Here is a 19,563-nt window from a genome sequence, read left to right as displayed (position 1 = left end):
CCGCTCGCGGCCCGAGTAAGTTAGTAAGGGGGAAAAATGTCCGCCAGCAAAGCAGGCCTTCTGGCTGCGTTGATCGTTGTCGCTTCGCCGGTAGCGGCACAGGATGTGGTTTACCGTCCCATCAGCCCGACCTTCGGTGGCAACCCGTTCAATTCGAATCATGTGCTGGGCGTTGCCAACGCCAATAACGACACTCGCGACCCGCGCTCGCGGACAACCAATTCGCAGGCCGACATCTTCGCCCGCCAGCTCCAGTCCCGGCTGCTTTCTTCGCTGTCGTCGCAACTCGTGAATGCCATCTTCGGCGATAACCCGCAGGAGCAAGGGCGTGTTAGTTTCGGCGGACAGACGATCGAGTTTTTCCGCTCGCTGGACGAGGTTACTCTCATCATCCGCAACGATGAAACGGGCGAGGAAACCCGCATCGTGGTGCCGCTCTTTGTTGACGTGGAGTGAGGCTCGGGTGATGCGCGCTGCGATTTTGAGTCTTTCCGGCGTTGCCGCGCTGGCTCTCGGCGGATGCATGAGCATGCCGCAGGATGGCCGGAATTCGCTCCCGACCACTACCAGCCTGGCCTACTTCCCGAAGAAGACGCAGACCCAGAACCTGCTTTACCAGCTGCCCCCTCCGCAGCGCCAGGTTGCCATCGCGGTCTATGGCTTCACTGACCAGACCGGCCAGTTCAAGCCCAGCGATGTGGGCCAGACCCTGTCGCGCGCCGTGACGCAAGGCGCCGGCTCGATGCTGGTCAAGGCGCTGCAGGACGCGGGCAATCGCAGCTGGTTCACGGTTGTGGAGCGCGAGCGGCTCGATAACCTGCTACGCGAACGCCAGATCATCGGCGAGATGCGCAAGCGCTATCTGGGCGAACAGGACGTTGATCCCAACGCCCTTCCCGCCTTGCTGTTTGCGGGCGTGCTGCTTGAAGGCGGGATCGTGGGTTATGACACCAACACCGTGACCGGCGGTGCGGGCGCAGCCTTCCTCGGCATCGGTGCTCGGACCGAGTACCGGCAGGACACGGTCACCGTATACCTGCGCGCGGTTTCGGTGCGCACGGGCGAGGTGCTGGCCAATATCACCGCATCCAAGACCATTGCGAGCCAGGCTCTGGGTGCCAGCGCCTTCAAGTTCGTGGCTTTCCGCGAGCTGCTTGAGGCCGAGGCGGGAATCACCTCGAACGAACCCGACCAGGTGGCGCTCCAGCAGGCGATCGAGAAGGCCGTTTACGGGCTGGTGCTTGAAGGCGTGGAGCTCGATTTGTGGCGGTTCGAGGACATGTCGGCAGCACAGCAGCTGCGCGCTGCCTACCGGGCCGAGCGGGACGGAATCTATGACGCCAGCGACATCCAGAAAGCGGTGAAGCGGGCCGGATCACTGACTGCGCTGACAGTGGTCGACAAAGGCAAGGATGAAGCGGACGGATCGTAAAAAGGGCCGTGACGGGAAAGACACAAGAGCGCGTACGGCGCCGCAGGGGTCGTGCACATAGCAATCGGATGAGGCAATCGTCCTGAAGTCTGTCCGACTTGGAAGAACCAGGCGGGCTCATGCCGATATCGTGCCGATATCAGCCTGTGGTCGGGAAATTTGGAGGGGGATTATGATGTATCGTCTTTTTGCTGCCGCATCGCTGCTTGCGATTGCTGCGGCCGGGAATGCCGCCGCGCAGGACAATAATGAAAGTTCTGTAACCCAGGCCGGCACCAACGGGCAGGCGACCGTCACCCAGACAGGCTCCGAAAACAAATCCACGATCGAGCAGGACAACACGCCAAACGGCGCCGCTACGAACATTGCGAATGTCGCCACGGTGACGCAGGAGGGCGTCGGGGGTTTTTCCCGCATCAACCAGACGGGTGACAACACCGCGACCGTGACCCAGAGCGATGACAGCAATGGCATGAACTCGCTGATCACCCAGAACTCCGACACCGGCAATAATCGCGCGATTGTCGAGCAGCACGGCATGGGCCTTGGCGAGGCCGACACAGGCGCCCAGAATTTCACCGGCTCGGAGATCATCCAGACCGGTCGCAACGGAAACGTGCGCGTCCAGCAGAACGAAGGCACCGTGGATGCGATCAGCCGCGTCTCCCAGAACGGCAATGGCAACCAGCGGATCGAGGTGATTCAGGAAAGCGGCACTGCCAATTCCATCGTCACCCAGGACGGCGGATCGTTCCAAGCCGAGGTCTATCAGGATGGTGCGAACTTCTCCACCGTCAACCAGACCGGAACCAACAGCACCGCAGCCGTGCGTCAGGAACTCGGAGATGGCAACGTCTCCAATGTCGTGCAGACCGGAACCAACGGCGAAGCGGGCGATCCTATCAACGACCCCGATGGCAATCCGCTGAGCACCAGCGACAACGAACTGGGCATCTGGCAGCGGGGTAACGACAACCGCTCGGATGTCTTGCAGCAAGGCGTCGATCAGGTGGTCGACGTGTTCCAGACCGGCGACGACAACGAATCCTACATCACCCAGACATCGACCGGACTCAGGGCCACCGCGGATATTACCCAGACCGGCAATCTCAACGATTCCTTCGTCGACCAGAGCGGCGCCGATAACCTTGCCACCGTCGTGCAGGCAGGCAACCAGAACGTCTCGGATGTCGACCAGACAGGCACGCTAGGCATTGCCCGCGTGACGCAGAATGCCAGCAACAGCTCGTCGCAGATCACCCAGTCCGGCGTCTACGCCGACGCAACCGTCACCCAGACCGGCACCAATCAGGGCTCGATCATCACCCAGGTCGGCTCGCCCAATCCGTTCAACCGGGTACCGGGAACGACCGTCACCCAGAGCGGAGCCGACAATCGTTCCAATGTCAACCAGACGGCGGTCCACGGTACCTGGCGCAACACGAATCCGCCATTCTCGCCGTCGATGTTCGTGACCCAGGCCGGCACCGCCAACAATGCGGACATCGACCAGACAGGGCGCTCTAACCTCGGCAACGTCACGCAGACCGGGGATCGCAACCGGATCACGCTCCTGCAGGATGGCAACAGCAACTTCGTGGGCTCGCAGCAGACCGGCGACGATAACGTTGCGACGATAACGCTGTCGGCCGGAACCGGCCAAGAAACGCTTGCCTTAACCAGCAACATCCAGAGCGGCAATCGCAACCAGTCCACCATTCTTCAGAACGGTGCGTTCAATCAGGGCGTAGCCTCGTTCCTTTCCGCCAGTGTCAACCAGAATGGTAACGACAATATCTCCGGCATCACCCAGTCCGGCACCAATGATATCGCGTTCATCGACCAGATCGGCGATCGCAACCGTTCGACCGTGCTCCAGAACGCAGGCGGCCTGAGCAACGAGGTCGATGTCAATCAGAACGGCGACGACGGCATTTCCGAGATCACCCAGTCGGGCACCGACAACTTCGCCCGGCTCAACCAGGACGGGACGTTCAACCAGTCCTTCGTCACCCAGGGAGGAAGCCTCAATCAGGCCCTGGTCAGTCAGGCCGCATCGAACAATGTCTCGCACATCAACCAGAGCGGCAGCAACAGCATCGCAAGTGTCGGCCAGAATGCGCCGCCGCCAACGCCGTAAAGGACAATGCACCAGCCGGCGCGGGGGAACAGCGAAAAGCATGAACGACCGCAGCTAGACGAAGAACGCAATTGCAATTGGAAGGAACGATGATGAAGCCAGCCATGACAACCGGAGCCTCGATGCTGGCGCTGGCGATGACGGCGCCACTTCTCGCCGCCCCCCAAGACATGGACAACAATCAAAGCGCCGTCGTCCAGGCCGGCACCGATGGACGTGCAACGGTCGTCCAGACAGGCTCTGAAAACGAATCCAAGATCGAGCAGGACAGCCAGCCCGCCCTCAATCCGACAAACCAGTCGAATACGCCGCCGGTCGGCAATGTGGCGACAGTGACGCAGGAAGGCCTGAAGGGTTATTCGTCGATCACGCAGACCGGCGACAACACAGCCAGCGTCAACCAGAGCGCGGCCTCGGCATCGATGAACTCGGTCATCGAGCAGAGCTATACGGGCAACAACAACAACCAGACCAACCAGGCCACGGTCATTCAGCGCGGCACCGGGGCCGGGAAAGACGCGAACCCCGAAAGTACGGGCTTCACCGGTTCCTCGATCTCCCAGACCGGGGTCAACGGCTACGCCTATGTCGTGCAGGACGAGGGCACGCTCGATGCCGTCAGCAGGATCACCCAGACCGGCGACAATTCTCGCGCCAAGGACGCCGAGGTATTCCAGATCAACGGCACCCCGGACTCCGAAATCATCCAGGGCGGTGACCGGGGCCAGAAGGCCGAAGTCTACCAGGATGGTTCGCACACTTCGCGGATTGAGCAGACCTTCCGGAACTCGACCGCGGGCGTTCGCCAGGAAGGCGGTGAGGGCAACTTCTCCGACATCTTGCAGGAAGGCTGGTTCGGGAACGTCGGCAATCCGGCGATCAACGGCAATCCGATCGGAACGGGCGATGCGCGGATCGGCGTCTGGCAGATCGGCAACGACAACCGGTCCGAGATTGATCAGGATGGCCGGCGCATTACCGCCGACGTGTTCCAGAACGGCGACGAGAACGAATCCTACATCGACCAGAACAGCCCCGACCGCATCAACGCAGCCAACAACCAGTTCGACAACAACCTGCAGGCCTTCGTCGAACAGGTCGGCTTCAGCAACCTGTCGAGGATCGATCAGGACGATGAAGCGAACAGCTTCGGCAATACGGCCAATGTTCGCCAGCTTGGCGACGAGGGCGAATCCACCGTTACGCAGGCCGGCAACACCAACACCGCCAATCTGCTTCAGGGCTTGGAGAGCGAGTTCAACATCTCCGCCATCACCCAGGGCGGCAGCGGCAACATGGCCAATGTCAACCAGTACAGCGACGACAACACATCCAGCGTGATCCAGAACGGCACCGCCGGCATGATCACCGTCAACCAGGGCGCGCCCTGAGCCACAGTTTCCGGGCGGGGCGAACAGGCCCGCCCACCCTTCGCCGGGGCGCAAGATCCCGGAAAGTCAGTCTTCCGACGGTCGCACGTCAATGGAACAAAAGGACTGAAAGAATGAAGAATGCCATCCTGACAGGCGCCTCGATAGCGGCGCTGTCCCTTGCAGGCCCGGCCCTGGCGCAGACCGCGCCCGACGACCCGTTGGACCCGACCGGAGCGCCCGGAACGCCCGAATGCACCGCGGCCGACAATAATTGCTCGCTCGTCACGCAAGACGGGACGGGTCTGCTCACGACAGTGTTACAGACGGGTAGCGGCAACGTGTCCGATGTTGACCAGATCGACGGGTCGGTGGGCATCCCCAACAACACTGGTGTGGGCGTTTTCCAGAGTGGCAGCAACGCCACATCCTACGTGCTGCAGTCCGGCGTCGGAAGTGCGGTTGGGCAAACTCTTGCACGGGTCGTGCAATCCGGGGAGGGTGCCAACTCTACCATCCGCCAGCTGGGAACCGCCGGTTCCAGGACAGATGTATTCCAGACCGGCGCAAACATGTCCTATGTTGAACAAGATGGTTCCGGACAGACCTTAACTCGGGGCACAGTAGCAATAGAGCAGTCGCAAGGTGAGGGAAATACAGCTGTCGCATTTCAGCAGAGCGGCAATTCCTCCATAGGCAATGTATTGGACGGCATTGTTCAACTGGGCGACCTTAACAATGCCGAAGTCTATCAGCTCGCGGGCGGAGAGCGGCTTTCCGCGCGAACCATACAAATCGGCGACCGTAACGATATCGTGATCATCCAGTCCAATTCGGGCGCAACTGGCACGGGAACTGCGGAATCAGTGCAGGTTGGCGACGACAACAAATCGTCGGTGGTGCAAACCGGGATCAATGGCACTGGCATTTCGGCCTTTGCCGGCAGGATGGTAACGATCGGGCAGAGTGGCAACGACAACCTGTCGCGGGTCGAGCAGGAGAATTTCCGGACCGGCCAACTCACCAGCAGCCTTAGGGTGACCCAGCGCGAAGATGGCAATGACAGCTTCATCCAGCAGCGTTCGGGCAGCGGGGTGATCGACGTCTCGCAGAATTCGTCCGACATGTCCGGCATGGTTTCGGGGACGGATCGCGACAACCCCATCAGCGGCGGGACCGACAGCGTGCGGGCCAATTTCTCGCGCATCATCCAGGAAGGCACCGGCCGCACGCTGGCCACGCTGACCCAGAACGGGTTGGGCAACCTATCCGACATCCGCCAGAACAATGCTGCGGCCCTTCCCTCGCTTGCCGACACCTCGACCGTTGGCGTCGTGCAGACCGGCCAGAACCAGTCCTCGTTCATCGAGCAGAACGGCACCAACGACATTGCCTTTGTCGACCAGATCAGCGGATCGGGCAATTTCTCCTATGTCGACCAGCAGGCGACCGGCAGCGGGAACAGGGCGGACATCGAACAGCGCGGCACCAATGGCCAATCCACCGTTACGCAATCGGGCAGCGGGGACACCGCGAACCTGTTGCAAGCCGCGCTGAGCGAAGGCAATATCTCGTCGATTGTCCAGCAGGGGGGGAGCGGCAACATGGCCAATGTCAATCAATACAGCAACGGCAACACCTCCAGTGTCACGCAGAGCGGCACCGCCGGCATGATCACCGTCAACCAGGGGATCCCCTGAACCACAGTTTCCGGACGGGCCCGCTGCGGTCCGCCCGGCCCCGACACCGGGACATTCGATCCCGGAAGAACCGTAAACCACGTCGCAAGCTACTGAACCACCAAAGGAGAAATGCAATGAAGATGATCTTTGCTGGCGCCTCGATCCTGGCGCTATCCATAGCCGCACCGGCCTTTGCCCAGGCAACCACGCCTGCCGCCTGCACCGCCGCGACCGGCAATTGCAGTGCGATCGAACAGTCGGGCGACGGGCAAAGTGCCACCATCAGCCAGACTGGCAGCAACGACGTTTCCGGCATCGTGCAGGAAGATTTCGACAACCTCGCCGACGTCAACCAGGGCGGCCTTAACGGGAGCCTGTCGACCATCGCCCAGTCTGGCAGCACCGCGACATTGGGCAACGAGGCCAGGGTCAGCCAGACTGACACCGGTTTGCTTATCGACCCGGACGACTTTTCCAACGAATCGGAAATTGTTCAGGATGGCCAAAGCAATTTGGCGTTCGTCCGCCAGGTCCATGACGACCTTTTTGATCCGACCCTCCAGAACACCTCGAACATCACGCAGTCGGATGGCCTGAACGACGCGGACGTGAGGCAGTCAGGTGCCGGTTTGGTCTCGACGGTGGTGCAGACCACCATTAGCAACACAGCCACTGTCATACAGGGCGAGGAACTGGATCTGGGCTTTGCCAATACCTCTTCGATCATCCAGGGCGGGATCGATGGTTCGGGCGGTGGCGGGAACGTCGCGACGGTCCGCCAGTTCGCGGTCGATCCCGAATTCGCGGTGTTCAACGACAGCAGAATCATCCAGAATGGTCAAGCCAACATCGCGGATGTGACGCAGTCGGGCAACAGCAACACCAGCACCATCAAGCAGGACGGTGACAATGCGGAGGCGCAGGTCGTCCAGTCCGGCGTCAACTTCCCCGATGGCGGTACCGATAATCCGTCTTCCGCGACGATCAACCAGGAGGGGATCGGCAGCCTGGCCTACATCGAGCAGGTCGGCGTCGGCAATACGGCGACCATCAACCAGGCCTTCGCGGCCGATGGCACGACCGTGAACGGCGGTAACGACAACGAGGCCGCCGTCTTCCAGCTCGGCAACGACAACACGTCGACCATCACCCAGGGCATCGGCAGCGACAACGATGCCTATCTGCTGCAGACGGGCAACGACAACACGTCGACCATCACCCAGCTGGGCGGCACCAACAGTGCCACCGTCTACCAGACCAGCAACGGCAACACGTCGTCGATCAGCCAGACCGGCAATGGTAACGCGGTGACCGTGACGCAGGGCGCTGCCCCGGCCTCCATCCCGACCTCGCCGCTGCCGAGCACGCCGTGAACTGAGCCGTACGTGACGGGCAGGTCTTCGATCGGCCCGCCCGTCACGACAGGATCCGGGCGAGACTTCGCGCTCGCCCGGATCGCCTTTTCAGGGTAGGATGATGTCATGACGAACCGCTTTGCCTCTTGTAGTCTTGCTGGCCGCTTGGCGAGCCTTGCCGCAGCGGCGACCCTTGCCGCGCCGGCGCTGGCCAACCCTGCGCCCGACAGGGGTGTGTTCGTCACCCAGATCGGCGATGACAATCGCACCACCGTCACCCAGACGGCGCCTGACGCAGCGGCCAGTATCGCACAGAGCGGGAATGGCAACGCCGCCACGCTGACCCAGCAGGGCAGCGCACCGCATTCAGCCCGCATCGCGCAGCAGGGCGATGACAACACAGCGATCGCGAACCAGAACGGCTCGGGCACCTCGACCTTGCTGATGGCCCAGCAGGGCAACCGCAATTTCGTCGACGTGTCTCAGAACCAGTCCGAGTCAGGTGCCGTCACCACCGCCAATCTTTCCCAGACCGGTGACGATAACCGCATTGTCCTTACCCAGGACGGGAGCGACAACGAGGCGACCCTCACCCAGGATGGCAATGGCAACCTGATGGGCGCGGTTCAGACCGGCACAGGCAACCGGCTGATCTGGAGCCAGATCGGCGATGGGCTGTCCGCGATCCAGGTCCAGCAGGGCAATCCGCAAATGGAAATCACTCAGACCAACGTGGGCGGTGCACAATTCGCGCCGCCGCCAGGGCAGTGATACGGGGAAACGCCAGATGAGCGGCCGCTCCGCAGTTCTGCTGTGGACAGTGCTTGCATCGGCAGCGGTGTTCGGCACGCTGCCCGCGGTGAACGCGCAGGAAGCGCAGGGCAGCCGCGTCGAGACCGTTCAGATCGGCGACGAGATCAAACGTCGCGCTGAGGATGAGGCGACCGGCAAGGCCTATCTCGGCCCGGCGCCCGCCGCTCCGACCGCCCGCGAGCGCCGCCTGGATATCGCCGGCGAGCAGGTTACCGACACCGGTGCCGAACGCGAGACAATGCAGATCAGCACCGGCGGCAGAAACAGCTCGAGCATGTCGCAATTGTCCAGAGCCGAGCTTGAAGCGCGCCTCGCCCAGCTAACACCGAGCGAGCGGCGCGTGTTGTTCCAGGCAATCGAAGGAACGGATATCTGCGACAACCCGCCCGACATCGACGCGATCCGGGCGCTCTGCCGCAACCGCATCGAGACGCGGTCAGGCGAATTCGCCGAGCGTTCATCACAGCCCGTGTCGGCAGAGGAGCGCTTGCTGCGCGGCGGCGTTGACGAAAACGGCGTCCCCAATGTCGAAAGGGTGATCGAGCGTCTCGCCCGCACCAAGGCTGCACCCGACGATTTCGATAACCAGGCGATCGCCTCGGTGGCACTCGCACCGCCGCCGCCCGCATCGGGGCCCGAAGAGGAAGCCGAGCCGCTCTCAGGCTTGCCGCCCGGGACCGAAGGCGTGATCAATGCAATCATCAACCAGCTCGGCGGCGGCGGCGCGGGCGGGCCGTGATGATTCGCCGCATCGCACCTCTCGCTCTCACGGCGGTCCTCGCAACCACAGCACAGGCACTGACCCCGATGAATGATGTACCGCGCGCCCTTTCGCTCAAGGTCGAACAGACCGATGGCGCGATCACCGTGGAGCTGGTCGGCCACTCCGCCCGGGCGCGGCAGGTCAGTTACGAGCTTGAGGTTTCGGGTCGCTCAAACTCGCGTCATCGCGGCTCCACCATGCTCGCAGCGAATACACCCGTGCGACTGTCAACGATGACAGCGAGCGTCGGCGAGAGCTGGTGTGTGCGGCTGCTGGCAGAGGAGGAAGGGGGCGATCCCTACGAAATCCTCGCAGGCGATTGTCCGGAAGCGGAAACCTGACGACGCTCGGCGCGGGCGCGGCCTAGCGGGGGCGCGGAACCTGCCCGACGAAAGCGCTACCGGGTCCGCGCTCCGGCGTGCTGATCTGGTCCATATGCACCTTGCGAGCCGCCTTGGGACGCGTGTCCAGCATCCCGATGTTGAACTCGTCATAGACGGGATCATAGCTGATCGGGATGCCCTGCGCCTGCAACTGAGCCAGCGAAAGATAGACGTTGCTGGCAGCAGACGAAGTCATCCGCTCACGCGTCGCTGCATCGAAGCGGTCGCCCAGCATTTCTGCCAGTGAACCGATCCGCACCTCGAGGCCGCTCGTGGTCTGCCTGAAATCGATCTTCCCGGCAGCCTTGCCGTCGATCCGGGTGAGGAGCTGCGACGTCACGTCGATCATGTAGGCAGATTCGACGCCGGCTCCGGGCGGGACGACCTGCTGCAAGGGACGCGGGATTCCGGCAAGGGCAGGTCGTTCGGCCCGCGGTGGCGCCGGGTTCGCGGTGGCGGCACTTGGCGGCGGTGCAACGCCCGGGTTCGCCCGCGGGCGCGAGGGTGCGGCAGCTGACAGGGCGGTAGGTGCAGAACGCGGTTGCGTTACCGGAGCGGACGGAAGAACCACGGGGCTGCCCGGAGCCGCATTCACCTGGATCGCCGCCGGGGCAGAGGAGATCCCGGACTGGTCCGGTCCCGGTTTGATCGCACCGGAAAAGTTGCCGCCAGCAGGATTGGGTAGCTCCACTGCGGGCCCGATCCGGACGGCAAAGCTTGAGAGGTCGGCATCATCGGCCGACACGGACGCGCCGGATAACGTCGGACCCGTCGGCTCATCCGCGGGCCTCGGCCGGGCCAAGTCCGCCGATGCCTCCGCATCAAGGTCTGGCGCAATGATGATCGTCCCGACGTCGACAGACTCGAACGGAATTGCCGACACGGCCAATGAGCCGGTCAGGAAATTAAAGCCCGGTGCCGAGGACGATGCGGAAACCGAAGGGCTACTGGCCGGCAGGTCGGCAGGGGTCACGATCTGCAAAGCCGACCGGGTGGGTTCGGTCGCAAGGGGAATTCCAGGCCTCGCGCCGACACTTGCGTGCTCGACCGGCACGGCACTTCTCGCCCATGACGCGGAACCCTCCAGAGCAGCAGGCCGCATGGCATCCGCCGATTCCGGCTCGGCTGCAACCGGGACCGAGACCAGACCCGTGCGTGTGCGCGGCACAGCCGGGAGCAGGGAAGCAGATGACGGGCTGGCAGGTTGCGCCACAGCGGGCATGACGGAAGGCAGCTCGAAAGAAGCGACCGGCTCGGCACCGGGTCGCAGCCCCGATAGGTCCCCCGCCCCTACCGAAAATTCCGGCAAGGCCAGCGCCGCCACGGCGACCACCGTCCCCGGCAAGGCGCGCGACCAGAGAAAGGAGGCAGGTGCAGCGGCACTGGCGCCGGTGCGGACCGTGCCCGCACCCGACGCTTGCCAACCCACCGCAAGATCCAGCGGGTAGGCGCCAGCAATATCTGCCTTCGAACTGGTCACCGCGTTATCCCCCGTTAACCAAACTTATGGTGGGCAAGGGCGATTCGGAAAAGCGAAAACAACGCATTTGCTAGGCTTACGGGGCACGATCACGCCAAATTCCGGACAATCCGCCTCCAGGGCCACCCCTACAGGAACGCATCACGGGCCTGTCTGCGCCGCCAGCCAGCCGGTTTTCCGCTTCCCATGATTCGCCGCTGGAACTATTGCGAACGGCTCGCCTGCTGGCGGGCAGGATCCGACCATGCAGCACACAATCCCACTCTCGACGCCCAGCTGGGGGCAGGAAGTCCGTGCGACGCTCGGCCTTGCAGGTCCGCTCGCAGCAGCAAACCTGCTGCAGATGCTGACCTATGCCATTGATGTGATCTTTATCGCCCGGCTGGGAGAACAGGAACTGGCCGGTTCAGCTCTGGCGGTTTCACTGTTCGGCCTGGTGTTGTGGGCGCTCACAGGGCTGACTGGCGCCGTTGCTCCGTTGATCGCCGAAGCGCTTGGCGCACGCGGACCGGCGGTGCGCGGGGTCAGGCGGTCGGTGCGCATGGCCTTGTGGTTGGCGGTGATCGCGGGGATTTTCGGCATGGGCGTGTGCCTGTTGCTCGATCCGTTGATGCATCTGTCCGGCCAGCAACCCGCAATCCGCGCAAGGGCGAATGAGTACAATACGGTCATCGTCTTCTCGATGGTGCCGATGCTCATGGCGGCTGTGCTGCGCAATTTCGTCTCGGCGCTGGGCCGCCCGATCTTTGCAACCGCGATCACCGGGCTCGGCATATTCGTGAATGCGTTAGCCAACTACGCCTTCATCTTCGGCAATCTCGGGGCGCCCGCTTTAGGGCTGGCCGGCGCGGCAGTGGCGACGATCATCACGTCGCTGTTCACGCTGGGTGCCTATGTCGCGGCGATCCGGTTCGACCGGAGGCTGCACCGCTACCATGTTTTGGGACGGTTCTGGGCACCCGATTGGCAACGCTTGAAGCTGATCCTTGGCATCGGCACACCGATTGCGCTGACGATCACCGCCGAGGCGGGAATCTTTGGCGGTGCAGCGTTCATGATGGGGCGCTTTGGCGCGGCCGAGCTGGCTGGCCATACGGTTGCGCTGCAGCTCGCGGCGTTGGCGTTCCAGGTGCCATTCGGGGTCGGGCAGGCCGCAGCCATCAGGGTCGGCTACTTCTACGGCGCGCGCGATCCGGTTGGCGTGCAGCGTGCCGGCTGGGTAGCGCTGGCGATCGGAACCGGGTTCATGTCGTTGACCGCACTTGCCATGCTGCTTGTCCCCGAATTGCTGCTGACGATCTATGTGGATCCGGCCGATCCGGCCAATGCCTTGCTGGTCATGTTCGCGCTCCAGTATCTGGTGCTCGCAGCGATCTTCCAGCTGGCCGACGGAGTGCAGGCCGTGGCGGCAGGCGCATTGCGAGGGCTTCAGGATACCCGCATACCAATGTGGATTGCGATCTTCAGCTACTGGGTTCCGGGTATCGGGACCGCGATCGGGCTGGGATTCTTCACCCCGCTGGAGGGAACGGGCGTCTGGATCGGCCTTGCTACCGGGCTGTTCTTCGCAGCGATCTTGCTGATCTGGCGCTGGAACCGGCGCGACGCACTCGGACTTACGCGCCGTGCGGGCGACCTGACCGCCACACCGCCGCTGCAATCGTCCTGACTTCGCGCTGCGGGAACGGAATGGTGAGCCCGGCCTTGTCGAAGCGGACCTTGGCCGCTTCTGTCAGGTCCCACGACAGCGCGAGATAATCGCCTGTCGCACACCAAACCCTCAGGCCCATCGTCACCGAACTGTCGGCCAGCGCCGAAACGAAAACTTCCGGTGCAGGATCGCCCAGCACCCGTGCATCGTCGCCGGCCAGCGACAGCAATTCTTCGCGTGCCTGCTGGATACTGTCTGAATAGGAAATGCCGATCAGCAACTCAAACCGGCGGGTCGGCATCCGTGTTAAATTGACGATCGGCTTGTTCCACAACTCGTTATTGGGAACCATCACATAAAGACCATCGGGTTGCACCATCTCGGTGGTGAACAATCCGATCCCGTTCACCGTGCCCAGCACGGGTCCTGCGCTGATCGTCTCGCCGACACGGAAGGGGCGCTGGATCAGTATCATTACCCCGGCCGCGACATTGCTCAGCGTGCCCTGCAACGCGAGGCCGACCGCCAGCGCGAGGCCACCCAAGGCTGCAATGATACTGGTGGTCTGCACGCCGAACTGGGTCAGCACGGTAATCGCGACCACCGCCCAAAGCGCGTACCTGATGATGTTGCTGAGGAACTTGGCGACGGTCGGTTCGATCCGTCCGGAGCGATTGAGCGCGCGGTCCGCCGCTTTCGACAGCAACCGGGCGACGATCACCCCGATAACGAGCACCGCCAACGCACCGGCCAGGTGAACCAGATTTTCGCGCAGCCAGCCGAGCGCGGTCGAGGCTAGGTTCAGCTCTGCTACCAGTTCGTTCGAAAGCTCGTTCTCAAGGGCAGCAAGCCGTGTTGCGGTCATGGGGCAAGGCTCCGATCTATCAAGTGCGTCGCGGCACATCAAAAAGGCGCGCCAATATAGGACCGGCGGCATCCTGGCCACCCTGCGCGCCAAGCGGCACCTGCAGAAAATTTTTTGTGTGCGGCGTCTTGATTCATTCCGGCCGCGCGACCAAATGCGCCGCGTTGGCACTCTCGAGGGGAGAGTGCCAAGCCAACTCATCCACTCTAGGAAAGGTCACAAGCATGGCATTTCGTCCGCTCCACGACCGCGTCGTGGTCCGTCGCATCGAAGCCGACCAGAAGACCGCTGGCGGCATCATCATCCCCGACAGCGCCCAGGAAAAGCCGAGCGAAGGCGAAGTCGTCGCCGTCGGTGACGGCGCACGTGACGACGATGGCGATCGCATCCCGATGGACGTCAAGGTCGGCGACCGCGTGCTGTTCGGCAAGTGGTCGGGCACCGAAGTCAAGATCAACGGCGAAGACCTGCTGATCATGAAGGAAAGCGACATCATGGGGATCGTCGGCTAAGCGCCGCGCCTCCTATCCCTTTCTAATCACAACCAATTCTCAGGAGTAACAATCATGGCTGCCAAGGACGTAAAGTTCGGCCGCGAAGCCCGCGAAGGCATTCTGCGCGGCGTCGATATCCTCGCCAACGCCGTCAAGGTGACCCTCGGCCCCAAGGGCCGCAACGTCGTCATCGACAAGAGCTTCGGCGCGCCGCGCATCACCAAGGACGGTGTGAGCGTCGCCAAGGAAATCGAGCTCAAGGACAAGTACGAGAACATGGGCGCGCAGATGCTGCGCGAAGTGGCCTCGAAGGCGAATGATGCTGCCGGTGACGGCACCACCACCGCCACCGTTCTGGCCCAGGCGATCGTCACCGAAGGCATGAAGTCGGTCGCTGCCGGCATGAACCCGATGGATCTCAAGCGCGGTATCGACCTGGCGGTCAACACCGTGGTGGAGAACCTCAAGTCGCGTTCGAAGGACGTCTCGGACAGCTCGGAAATCGCCCAGGTCGGCATCATCTCGGCCAACGGCGACCGTGAAGTCGGCGAAAAGATCGCCGAAGCCATGGAAAAGGTCGGCAAGGAAGGCGTGATCACCGTCGAGGAAGCCAAGGGCCTCGAATTCGAGCTCGATGTGGTCGAAGGCATGCAGTTCGACCGCGGCTACCTGTCGCCCTACTTCATCACCAACCCCGACAAGATGACCGTGGAACTGGATAACCCGTATATCCTGATCCACGAGAAGAAGCTGTCGAACCTGCAGTCGATGCTGCCGATCCTCGAAGCGGTGGTGCAGTCGGGCCGTCCGCTGCTGATCATCGCCGAAGACATCGAAGGCGAAGCGCTCGCCACCCTCGTGGTCAACAAGCTGCGCGGCGGCCTCAAGGTCGCGGCGGTCAAGGCTCCGGGCTTCGGCGATCGTCGCAAGGCGATGCTGCAGGACATCGCAATCCTCACCAAGGGCGAGATGATCAGCGAAGACCTCGGCATCAAGCTCGAAAACGTCACCGTCGGCATGCTCGGTCAGGCCAAGAAGGTCACCATCGACAAGGACAACACCACCATCGTCGATGGCGCCGGTTCGGCTGACGACATCAAGGCGCGCGTCGCCGAGATCCGCACCCAGATCGACAACACCACCAGCGATTACGACCGCGAAAAGCTCCAGGAGCGTCTCGCCAAGCTTGCTGGCGGCGTGGCCGTGATCAAGGTCGGCGGTGCGACCGAAGTCGAAGTGAAGGAGCGCAAGGACCGTGTCGATGACGCGCTCCACGCGACCCGCGCTGCGGTTGAGGAAGGCATCGTTCCGGGCGGCGGTACTGCGCTGCTTTACGCCACCAAGGCACTCGAAGGCCTGAAGGGCGCGAACGAAGACCAGACCCGCGGCGTCGATATCATCCGCAAGGCGATCACCGCCCCGATCAAGCAGATCGCCCAGAACGCCGGCCATGATGGCGCGGTGGTCGCGGGCAACCTGCTGCGCGAGGATGACGAGACCCAGGGCTTCAACGCTGCCACCGACGTTTACGAGAACCTGGTGAAGGCCGGCGTGATCGACCCGACCAAGGTCGTGCGCACCGCGCTGCAGGATGCGGCCTCGGTCGCCGGCCTGCTGATCACCACCGAAGCGGCCATCGTGGAACGTCCGGAAGAAAAGCCGGCCGCACCCGCGATGCCCGACATGGGCGGCATGGGGTTCTAAGCCGCCAGGGCGGGTCGGGGGCCAGCGCAAGCTGGCTCCGCACTCGCCCAAGGCCGGCCGGCGGGGCCGGAAGGCACCGCCGGAGTCGGCCCAAACACCGACAAAAGGAAAACCCCGGCGGAGTGATCCGCCGGGGTTTTTCATTGCCCGCCCAGGTCAGGACAGTTGCCGCCTCACGCAGGGATCAGAACGGGATATCGTCGTCGAGATCGTCATAACCGCCGCCGGACGAGCCGCCTGAAGGGCCGGTGTTTCCGCCGCCCTGATCCCAGCCGCCGCCCGACGAACCACCGCCGGAAGCGCCACCGCCATAGCCGCCCGAACGACCACCGCCGCCGCCGCCGCCGCCCATGCCGCCACCGCCCTGAGCGCCATCAAGCATGGTCAGCGTGCCGTTGTAATTGCGCAGCACGACCTCGGTCGAATAGCGGTCCTGGCCTTGCTGGTCCTGCCATTTGCGGGTTTCGAGTTGGCCTTCGACATAGACCTTGCTGCCCTTCTTCAGGAACCGTTCGACCACGCCGACCAGACCTTCGTTGAAGATCGCAACCGTGTGCCACTGGGTGCGTTCCTGACGTTCGCCCGTGTTGCGGTCCTTCCAGGTTTCCGAGGTGGCGATGCGCAGGTTTGCGACCTTGCCGCCGTTCTGGAACGTGCGGATTTCGGGGTCAGCCCCGAGATTGCCGATCAGCATGACCTTGTTAAGCGAACCCGCCATCGAAATACCCTTCCCGTCAGACACTTGCTTCGTAGGCGCAGGATGCGCTCCGAATCTCTGCCAGACAATAGGAAAGGTTGGCCAGCGGCGCACCAGCGCCGGCCCGTTAATCACCAGTTCGGGTGGCTTTAGCGCGCCGGGTAACGCAGCCTGCCGAGAAACCGCGTCAGGCTCGGCAATTCGCGGTCCTTGCCGAGGAATTGCGCCTTTGCCTTCTCGAACTTCATCACGCCCTCGATCCGGCGATCGAGGAAGGCGTGGGTATCGGCCTTGCCCTCGCTCTCGTCGTTCACGAACACGGCGAGCGTCGCCGAATAGATCCCGGCAAGGATCGCGCGCTTGGTGTAGTGGTTGTAATCGGTCGCGGTGTCCCCGGCGAGGCGCCACATGATGTCGGCCGAACGCCAGCCCAGCTTGAGGGCGCGCGGCGCATTCTGGGGCTGCGCCATCACCGCAAGCGCACGGCGCACGGCTTCGTCCACGTCCGCCACCGCATCCAGCCGGAAAGCGACCAGCGTGCAGATACGCTCGCGGATCTTGAGGGCGGCAAGCCGTTCGGCCGGCCATTCGGCTTCCATCGCCTGGTCGACGCTGGTGATCCAGGCCTCGATCATCTCCATCGCCAGGCCGCCCGCGCCATGGCCGGGAAAGGCCAGCCGCGCGATATCGGGATCGCAGCCGGCCATTTCCGCCGCAGCCAGCAGCGCAGTCTCGTTCCAGCCGTCAAAGATCGCCGAAGCGGCAATATCGGGCGCGAGTGCGACACGCAGCTCGTCGAGTGTCATGTCGGCGAAATCGGTGGTTGCGGTGTTCATATCAGAAAGAAGGCCCGTACTGGCGTTTCGGTTCCTTGCCGGCGCGCTTGTCGTCGGCATCCTTGAACACCTGCTTCATCAGCGTGTTCCCGCTCATCAGCTCCATGTATTGTCGCGCAGAACGGCCGGAATTGTCATTGTGGTCAGGGTCTGCACCCTTGTCGAGCAACACACGCACCAATTCGGTATTGCGCTGGTGAACAGCGGCAATCAGCGGCGTTTCGCCGGTCTGGTCGCCGACATTCACATCCGCCCCACCCTTGATCAAAGCCTCGGCCCCTTCGACAAAGCCGAGCGTCGTTGCCATCTGCAACGGGGTGAGACCCTTCTTGTTGCGGATGTTCGGATCGGCACCGCGCTGCAGGAGGAAGCGCGTCCACAAGGCATCGCGGCGCTGGACCACAATGTGGAGCCCGGTATCCCCGCTGGTCAGGTCGCGCGAATTGACGACCTGTGTCCCGGGCTTGTTAAGCATGTCGGTGGCCTTGTCCCCGTCACGGTCCTTGACCGCCTCCAGGAACTGGTAGCCTTCGGACTGGAACTGCGCCGCGACCGGAACCGCGAGCACAAGCGCGAGCGCCGGCAGGATTGCGCTGGCAATCCGCTGGGGAGACCCTAACTTGCGCAAAACATCCACAGCCACCGTTTGATCCTTTCGCATTCCCTGTCACACTCGCCGCCTGCGCGGCCATCTCGCAATAACCCGGTTAGCAGACCATGAACCGCCTCAACAACCCTTCGCCAAGCCTAACCGCCCTGTTTGCCGCCGTCACGCTGGCGCTGGCAGGTTGCAATGCCGGTGCGCCCGCAGCAGAACCCCCCCTTGCCGGGGCAGATATCGGCGGTGATTTCGCGCTCACAAGCAGCACAGGCGAAACCGTGCGCTGGAGCGACTTTGCCGGCAAGTACCGGGTGGTCTATTTCGGTTATGCCTTCTGTCCCGACATTTGCCCGACCGACATGCAGCGCGTCGCGCAAGGCCTGAAGGTGCTGAAGGCCGATGATCCGGACAAGGCGGCCAAGACCCAACCGATCTTCATCACCATCGATCCCGAGCGTGACACGCCCGAAGTCGTCGGCGAATTCGCTGCCGCCTTCTCGCCCGACATCATCGGCCTAACTGGCACACCGGAACAGATCGCAGCTGCGGCCAAGGCGTTCCGGGTCTTTTATGCCAAGGGCGAGCCGGTGGAGGGCGGCGGTTATCTCGTCGATCATTCCAATATCGTCTACCTGTTCGGCCCCGAGGGCGAGCCGCTGGCGACGCTCCCGGTCGACGAGGGCGCGGACGCTGTCGCCGCGGAACTCGACAAATGGGTGAGTTGAGAGAGCGCTTCTGGGAACTGCCGCTTGGCGCGCTCAACCGCGCCGAGTGGGAAGCGCTGTGCGACGGCTGCGGGCGTTGCTGCCTGCACAAGCTCGAGGATGCCGATACCGGCGAAATCCATGATACGAACGTGGCCTGCCGGCTGCTCGACACGGGGACAGCACGCTGCAGCGACTACAAGAACCGCAAGGCCTTCGTTCCCGATTGCCTGCGTCTGACCTTGCGGATCGTCGAGCAGGTAAGCTGGCTACCGCCAACCTGTGCCTATCGTCTGCGCGCCGATGATCGCCCTTTGCCGAGTTGGCACTATCTCATCAGCGGCGATCGCGACGCGGTGCGGCGGGTGGGCGTGTCCGTCATTGGCCGGGTGGTGAGCGAAACCGACGCCGGACCGATCGAGCACCACATTACCGACTGGCCCTCACCCCGCCCCGAGCGGACCACGCGCGAGGCAGAGGAGGAAGGCGCGTGATCGACTGGCTGCGCCGCGTCCCGCTGCAACCGGAAATCGAACTCTGCGGCAGAACCGTCCCGATCGTCTTGCGCCGGCTGCGCCACGCGAGGCGCCTGA

The 19,563-nt window shown here is 63.1% G+C and carries 20 protein-coding genes; 15 read left to right on the top strand and 5 right to left on the bottom strand.

All coding sequences use genetic code 11. The features are described from left to right. Positions 1–36: 36 nt before the first annotated feature. The 9 genes from I603_RS10755 (at position 37) to csgH (ending at position 9,896) form a co-directional block, all read left to right on the top strand. Positions 37–456 (top strand): curli assembly protein CsgF, encoded by a 420-nt coding sequence (locus I603_RS10755; protein WP_068864945.1) that lies wholly within the window; start codon positions 37–39, stop codon positions 454–456. Positions 457–466: 10 nt separating this feature from the next. Further along, positions 467–1,432 (top strand): CsgG/HfaB family protein, encoded by a 966-nt coding sequence (locus tag I603_RS10750; protein WP_068864942.1) that lies wholly within the window; start codon positions 467–469, stop codon positions 1,430–1,432. 172 nt (positions 1,433–1,604) lie between these two features. Continuing rightward, a complete protein-coding gene (locus tag I603_RS10745; RefSeq protein ID WP_084440059.1) occupies positions 1,605–3,572 on the top strand; it encodes a beta strand repeat-containing protein in 1,968 nt (655 codons plus the stop codon). Between the two features lie 89 nt (positions 3,573–3,661). Continuing rightward, positions 3,662–4,963, top strand: coding sequence for a hypothetical protein (locus I603_RS10740; protein ID WP_068864939.1), 1,302 nt, complete (start codon positions 3,662–3,664; stop codon positions 4,961–4,963). A gap of 200 nt (positions 4,964–5,163) precedes the next feature. Next, positions 5,164–6,642, top strand: a complete 1,479-nt coding sequence (locus tag I603_RS14580) for a hypothetical protein (protein ID WP_158093646.1) — start codon at positions 5,164–5,166, stop codon at positions 6,640–6,642. A gap of 116 nt (positions 6,643–6,758) precedes the next feature. Then, entirely contained in the window at positions 6,759–7,997 is a 1,239-nt protein-coding gene (locus I603_RS10730; RefSeq protein WP_068864935.1) for a hypothetical protein, read from the top strand. Between the two features lie 108 nt (positions 7,998–8,105). Beyond that, positions 8,106–8,750 (top strand): hypothetical protein, encoded by a 645-nt coding sequence (locus I603_RS10725; RefSeq protein WP_084440058.1) that lies wholly within the window; start codon positions 8,106–8,108, stop codon positions 8,748–8,750. Between the two features lie 16 nt (positions 8,751–8,766). Further along, complete coding sequence (locus tag I603_RS10720) at positions 8,767–9,531, top strand: hypothetical protein (protein ID WP_143736711.1); 765 nt, start codon at positions 8,767–8,769, stop codon at positions 9,529–9,531. Between the two features lie 68 nt (positions 9,532–9,599). Continuing rightward, on the top strand, positions 9,600–9,896 hold the full coding sequence (gene csgH, locus I603_RS10715) for a curli-like amyloid fiber formation chaperone CsgH (RefSeq protein WP_143736710.1): 297 nt from the start codon (positions 9,600–9,602) through the stop codon (positions 9,894–9,896). Between the two features lie 22 nt (positions 9,897–9,918). Here csgH and I603_RS14575 read toward each other — a convergent pair whose 3' ends face one another. Next, entirely contained in the window at positions 9,919–10,920 is a 1,002-nt protein-coding gene (locus I603_RS14575; protein WP_143736709.1) for a hypothetical protein, read from the bottom strand. A 118-nt stretch (positions 10,921–11,038) separates the two neighbouring features. On the opposite strand from I603_RS14575, the gene I603_RS14570 reads away from it, so the two are divergent. Then, a complete protein-coding gene (locus I603_RS14570; RefSeq protein WP_143736708.1) occupies positions 11,039–11,386 on the top strand; it encodes a hypothetical protein in 348 nt (115 codons plus the stop codon). Between the two features lie 276 nt (positions 11,387–11,662). Then, a complete protein-coding gene (locus I603_RS10705) occupies positions 11,663–13,087 on the top strand; it encodes an MATE family efflux transporter (RefSeq protein WP_068864925.1) in 1,425 nt (474 codons plus the stop codon). On the opposite strand, the gene I603_RS10700 is transcribed toward I603_RS10705, so the two are convergent. Beyond that, positions 13,035–13,934: a mechanosensitive ion channel family protein gene (locus tag I603_RS10700; RefSeq protein ID WP_068864923.1), complete on the bottom strand. Its 900-nt coding sequence runs from the start codon at positions 13,932–13,934 to the stop codon at positions 13,035–13,037. The genes I603_RS10705 and I603_RS10700 overlap by 53 nt on opposite strands. Positions 13,935–14,158: 224 nt before the next feature. On the opposite strand from I603_RS10700, the gene groES reads away from it, so the two are divergent. Beyond that, positions 14,159–14,446: a co-chaperone GroES gene (gene groES / locus I603_RS10695; protein WP_068864921.1), complete on the top strand. Its 288-nt coding sequence runs from the start codon at positions 14,159–14,161 to the stop codon at positions 14,444–14,446. A gap of 54 nt (positions 14,447–14,500) precedes the next feature. Then, positions 14,501–16,132, top strand: a complete 1,632-nt coding sequence (gene groL / locus I603_RS10690) for a chaperonin GroEL (RefSeq protein ID WP_068864919.1) — start codon at positions 14,501–14,503, stop codon at positions 16,130–16,132. Positions 16,133–16,316: 184 nt separating this feature from the next. Here groL and ssb read toward each other — a convergent pair whose 3' ends face one another. The 3 genes from ssb to I603_RS10675 all read right to left on the bottom strand — a co-directional run bounded on the left by ssb (position 16,317) and on the right by I603_RS10675 (position 18,308). Next, positions 16,317–16,850, bottom strand: coding sequence for a single-stranded DNA-binding protein (gene ssb, locus I603_RS10685; RefSeq protein ID WP_068864917.1), 534 nt, complete (start codon positions 16,848–16,850; stop codon positions 16,317–16,319). Positions 16,851–16,978: 128 nt separating this feature from the next. Further along, positions 16,979–17,665, bottom strand: a complete 687-nt coding sequence (locus I603_RS10680) for a COQ9 family protein (protein ID WP_068864915.1) — start codon at positions 17,663–17,665, stop codon at positions 16,979–16,981. 1 nt (position 17,666) lies between these two features. Beyond that, complete coding sequence (locus I603_RS10675) at positions 17,667–18,308, bottom strand: ankyrin repeat domain-containing protein (protein WP_232305357.1); 642 nt, start codon at positions 18,306–18,308, stop codon at positions 17,667–17,669. 74 nt (positions 18,309–18,382) lie between these two features. On the opposite strand from I603_RS10675, the gene I603_RS10670 reads away from it, so the two are divergent. Both I603_RS10670 and I603_RS10665 read left to right on the top strand, forming a co-directional pair. After that, complete coding sequence (locus tag I603_RS10670; RefSeq protein ID WP_068864910.1) at positions 18,383–18,991, top strand: SCO family protein; 609 nt, start codon at positions 18,383–18,385, stop codon at positions 18,989–18,991. Further along, a complete protein-coding gene (locus I603_RS10665) occupies positions 18,979–19,464 on the top strand; it encodes a YcgN family cysteine cluster protein (RefSeq protein ID WP_068864908.1) in 486 nt (161 codons plus the stop codon). Before I603_RS10670 ends, I603_RS10665 begins: the two co-directional genes overlap by 13 nt. Positions 19,465–19,563 lie beyond the last annotated feature (99 nt).

It is taken from the genome of Erythrobacter dokdonensis DSW-74 (genome assembly GCF_001677335.1).
Classification (GTDB): domain Bacteria; phylum Pseudomonadota; class Alphaproteobacteria; order Sphingomonadales; family Sphingomonadaceae; genus Erythrobacter; species Erythrobacter dokdonensis.
Note: the sequence above shows the minus strand (reverse complement) of the source record. Positions and strands in the feature narration are given on the sequence as shown.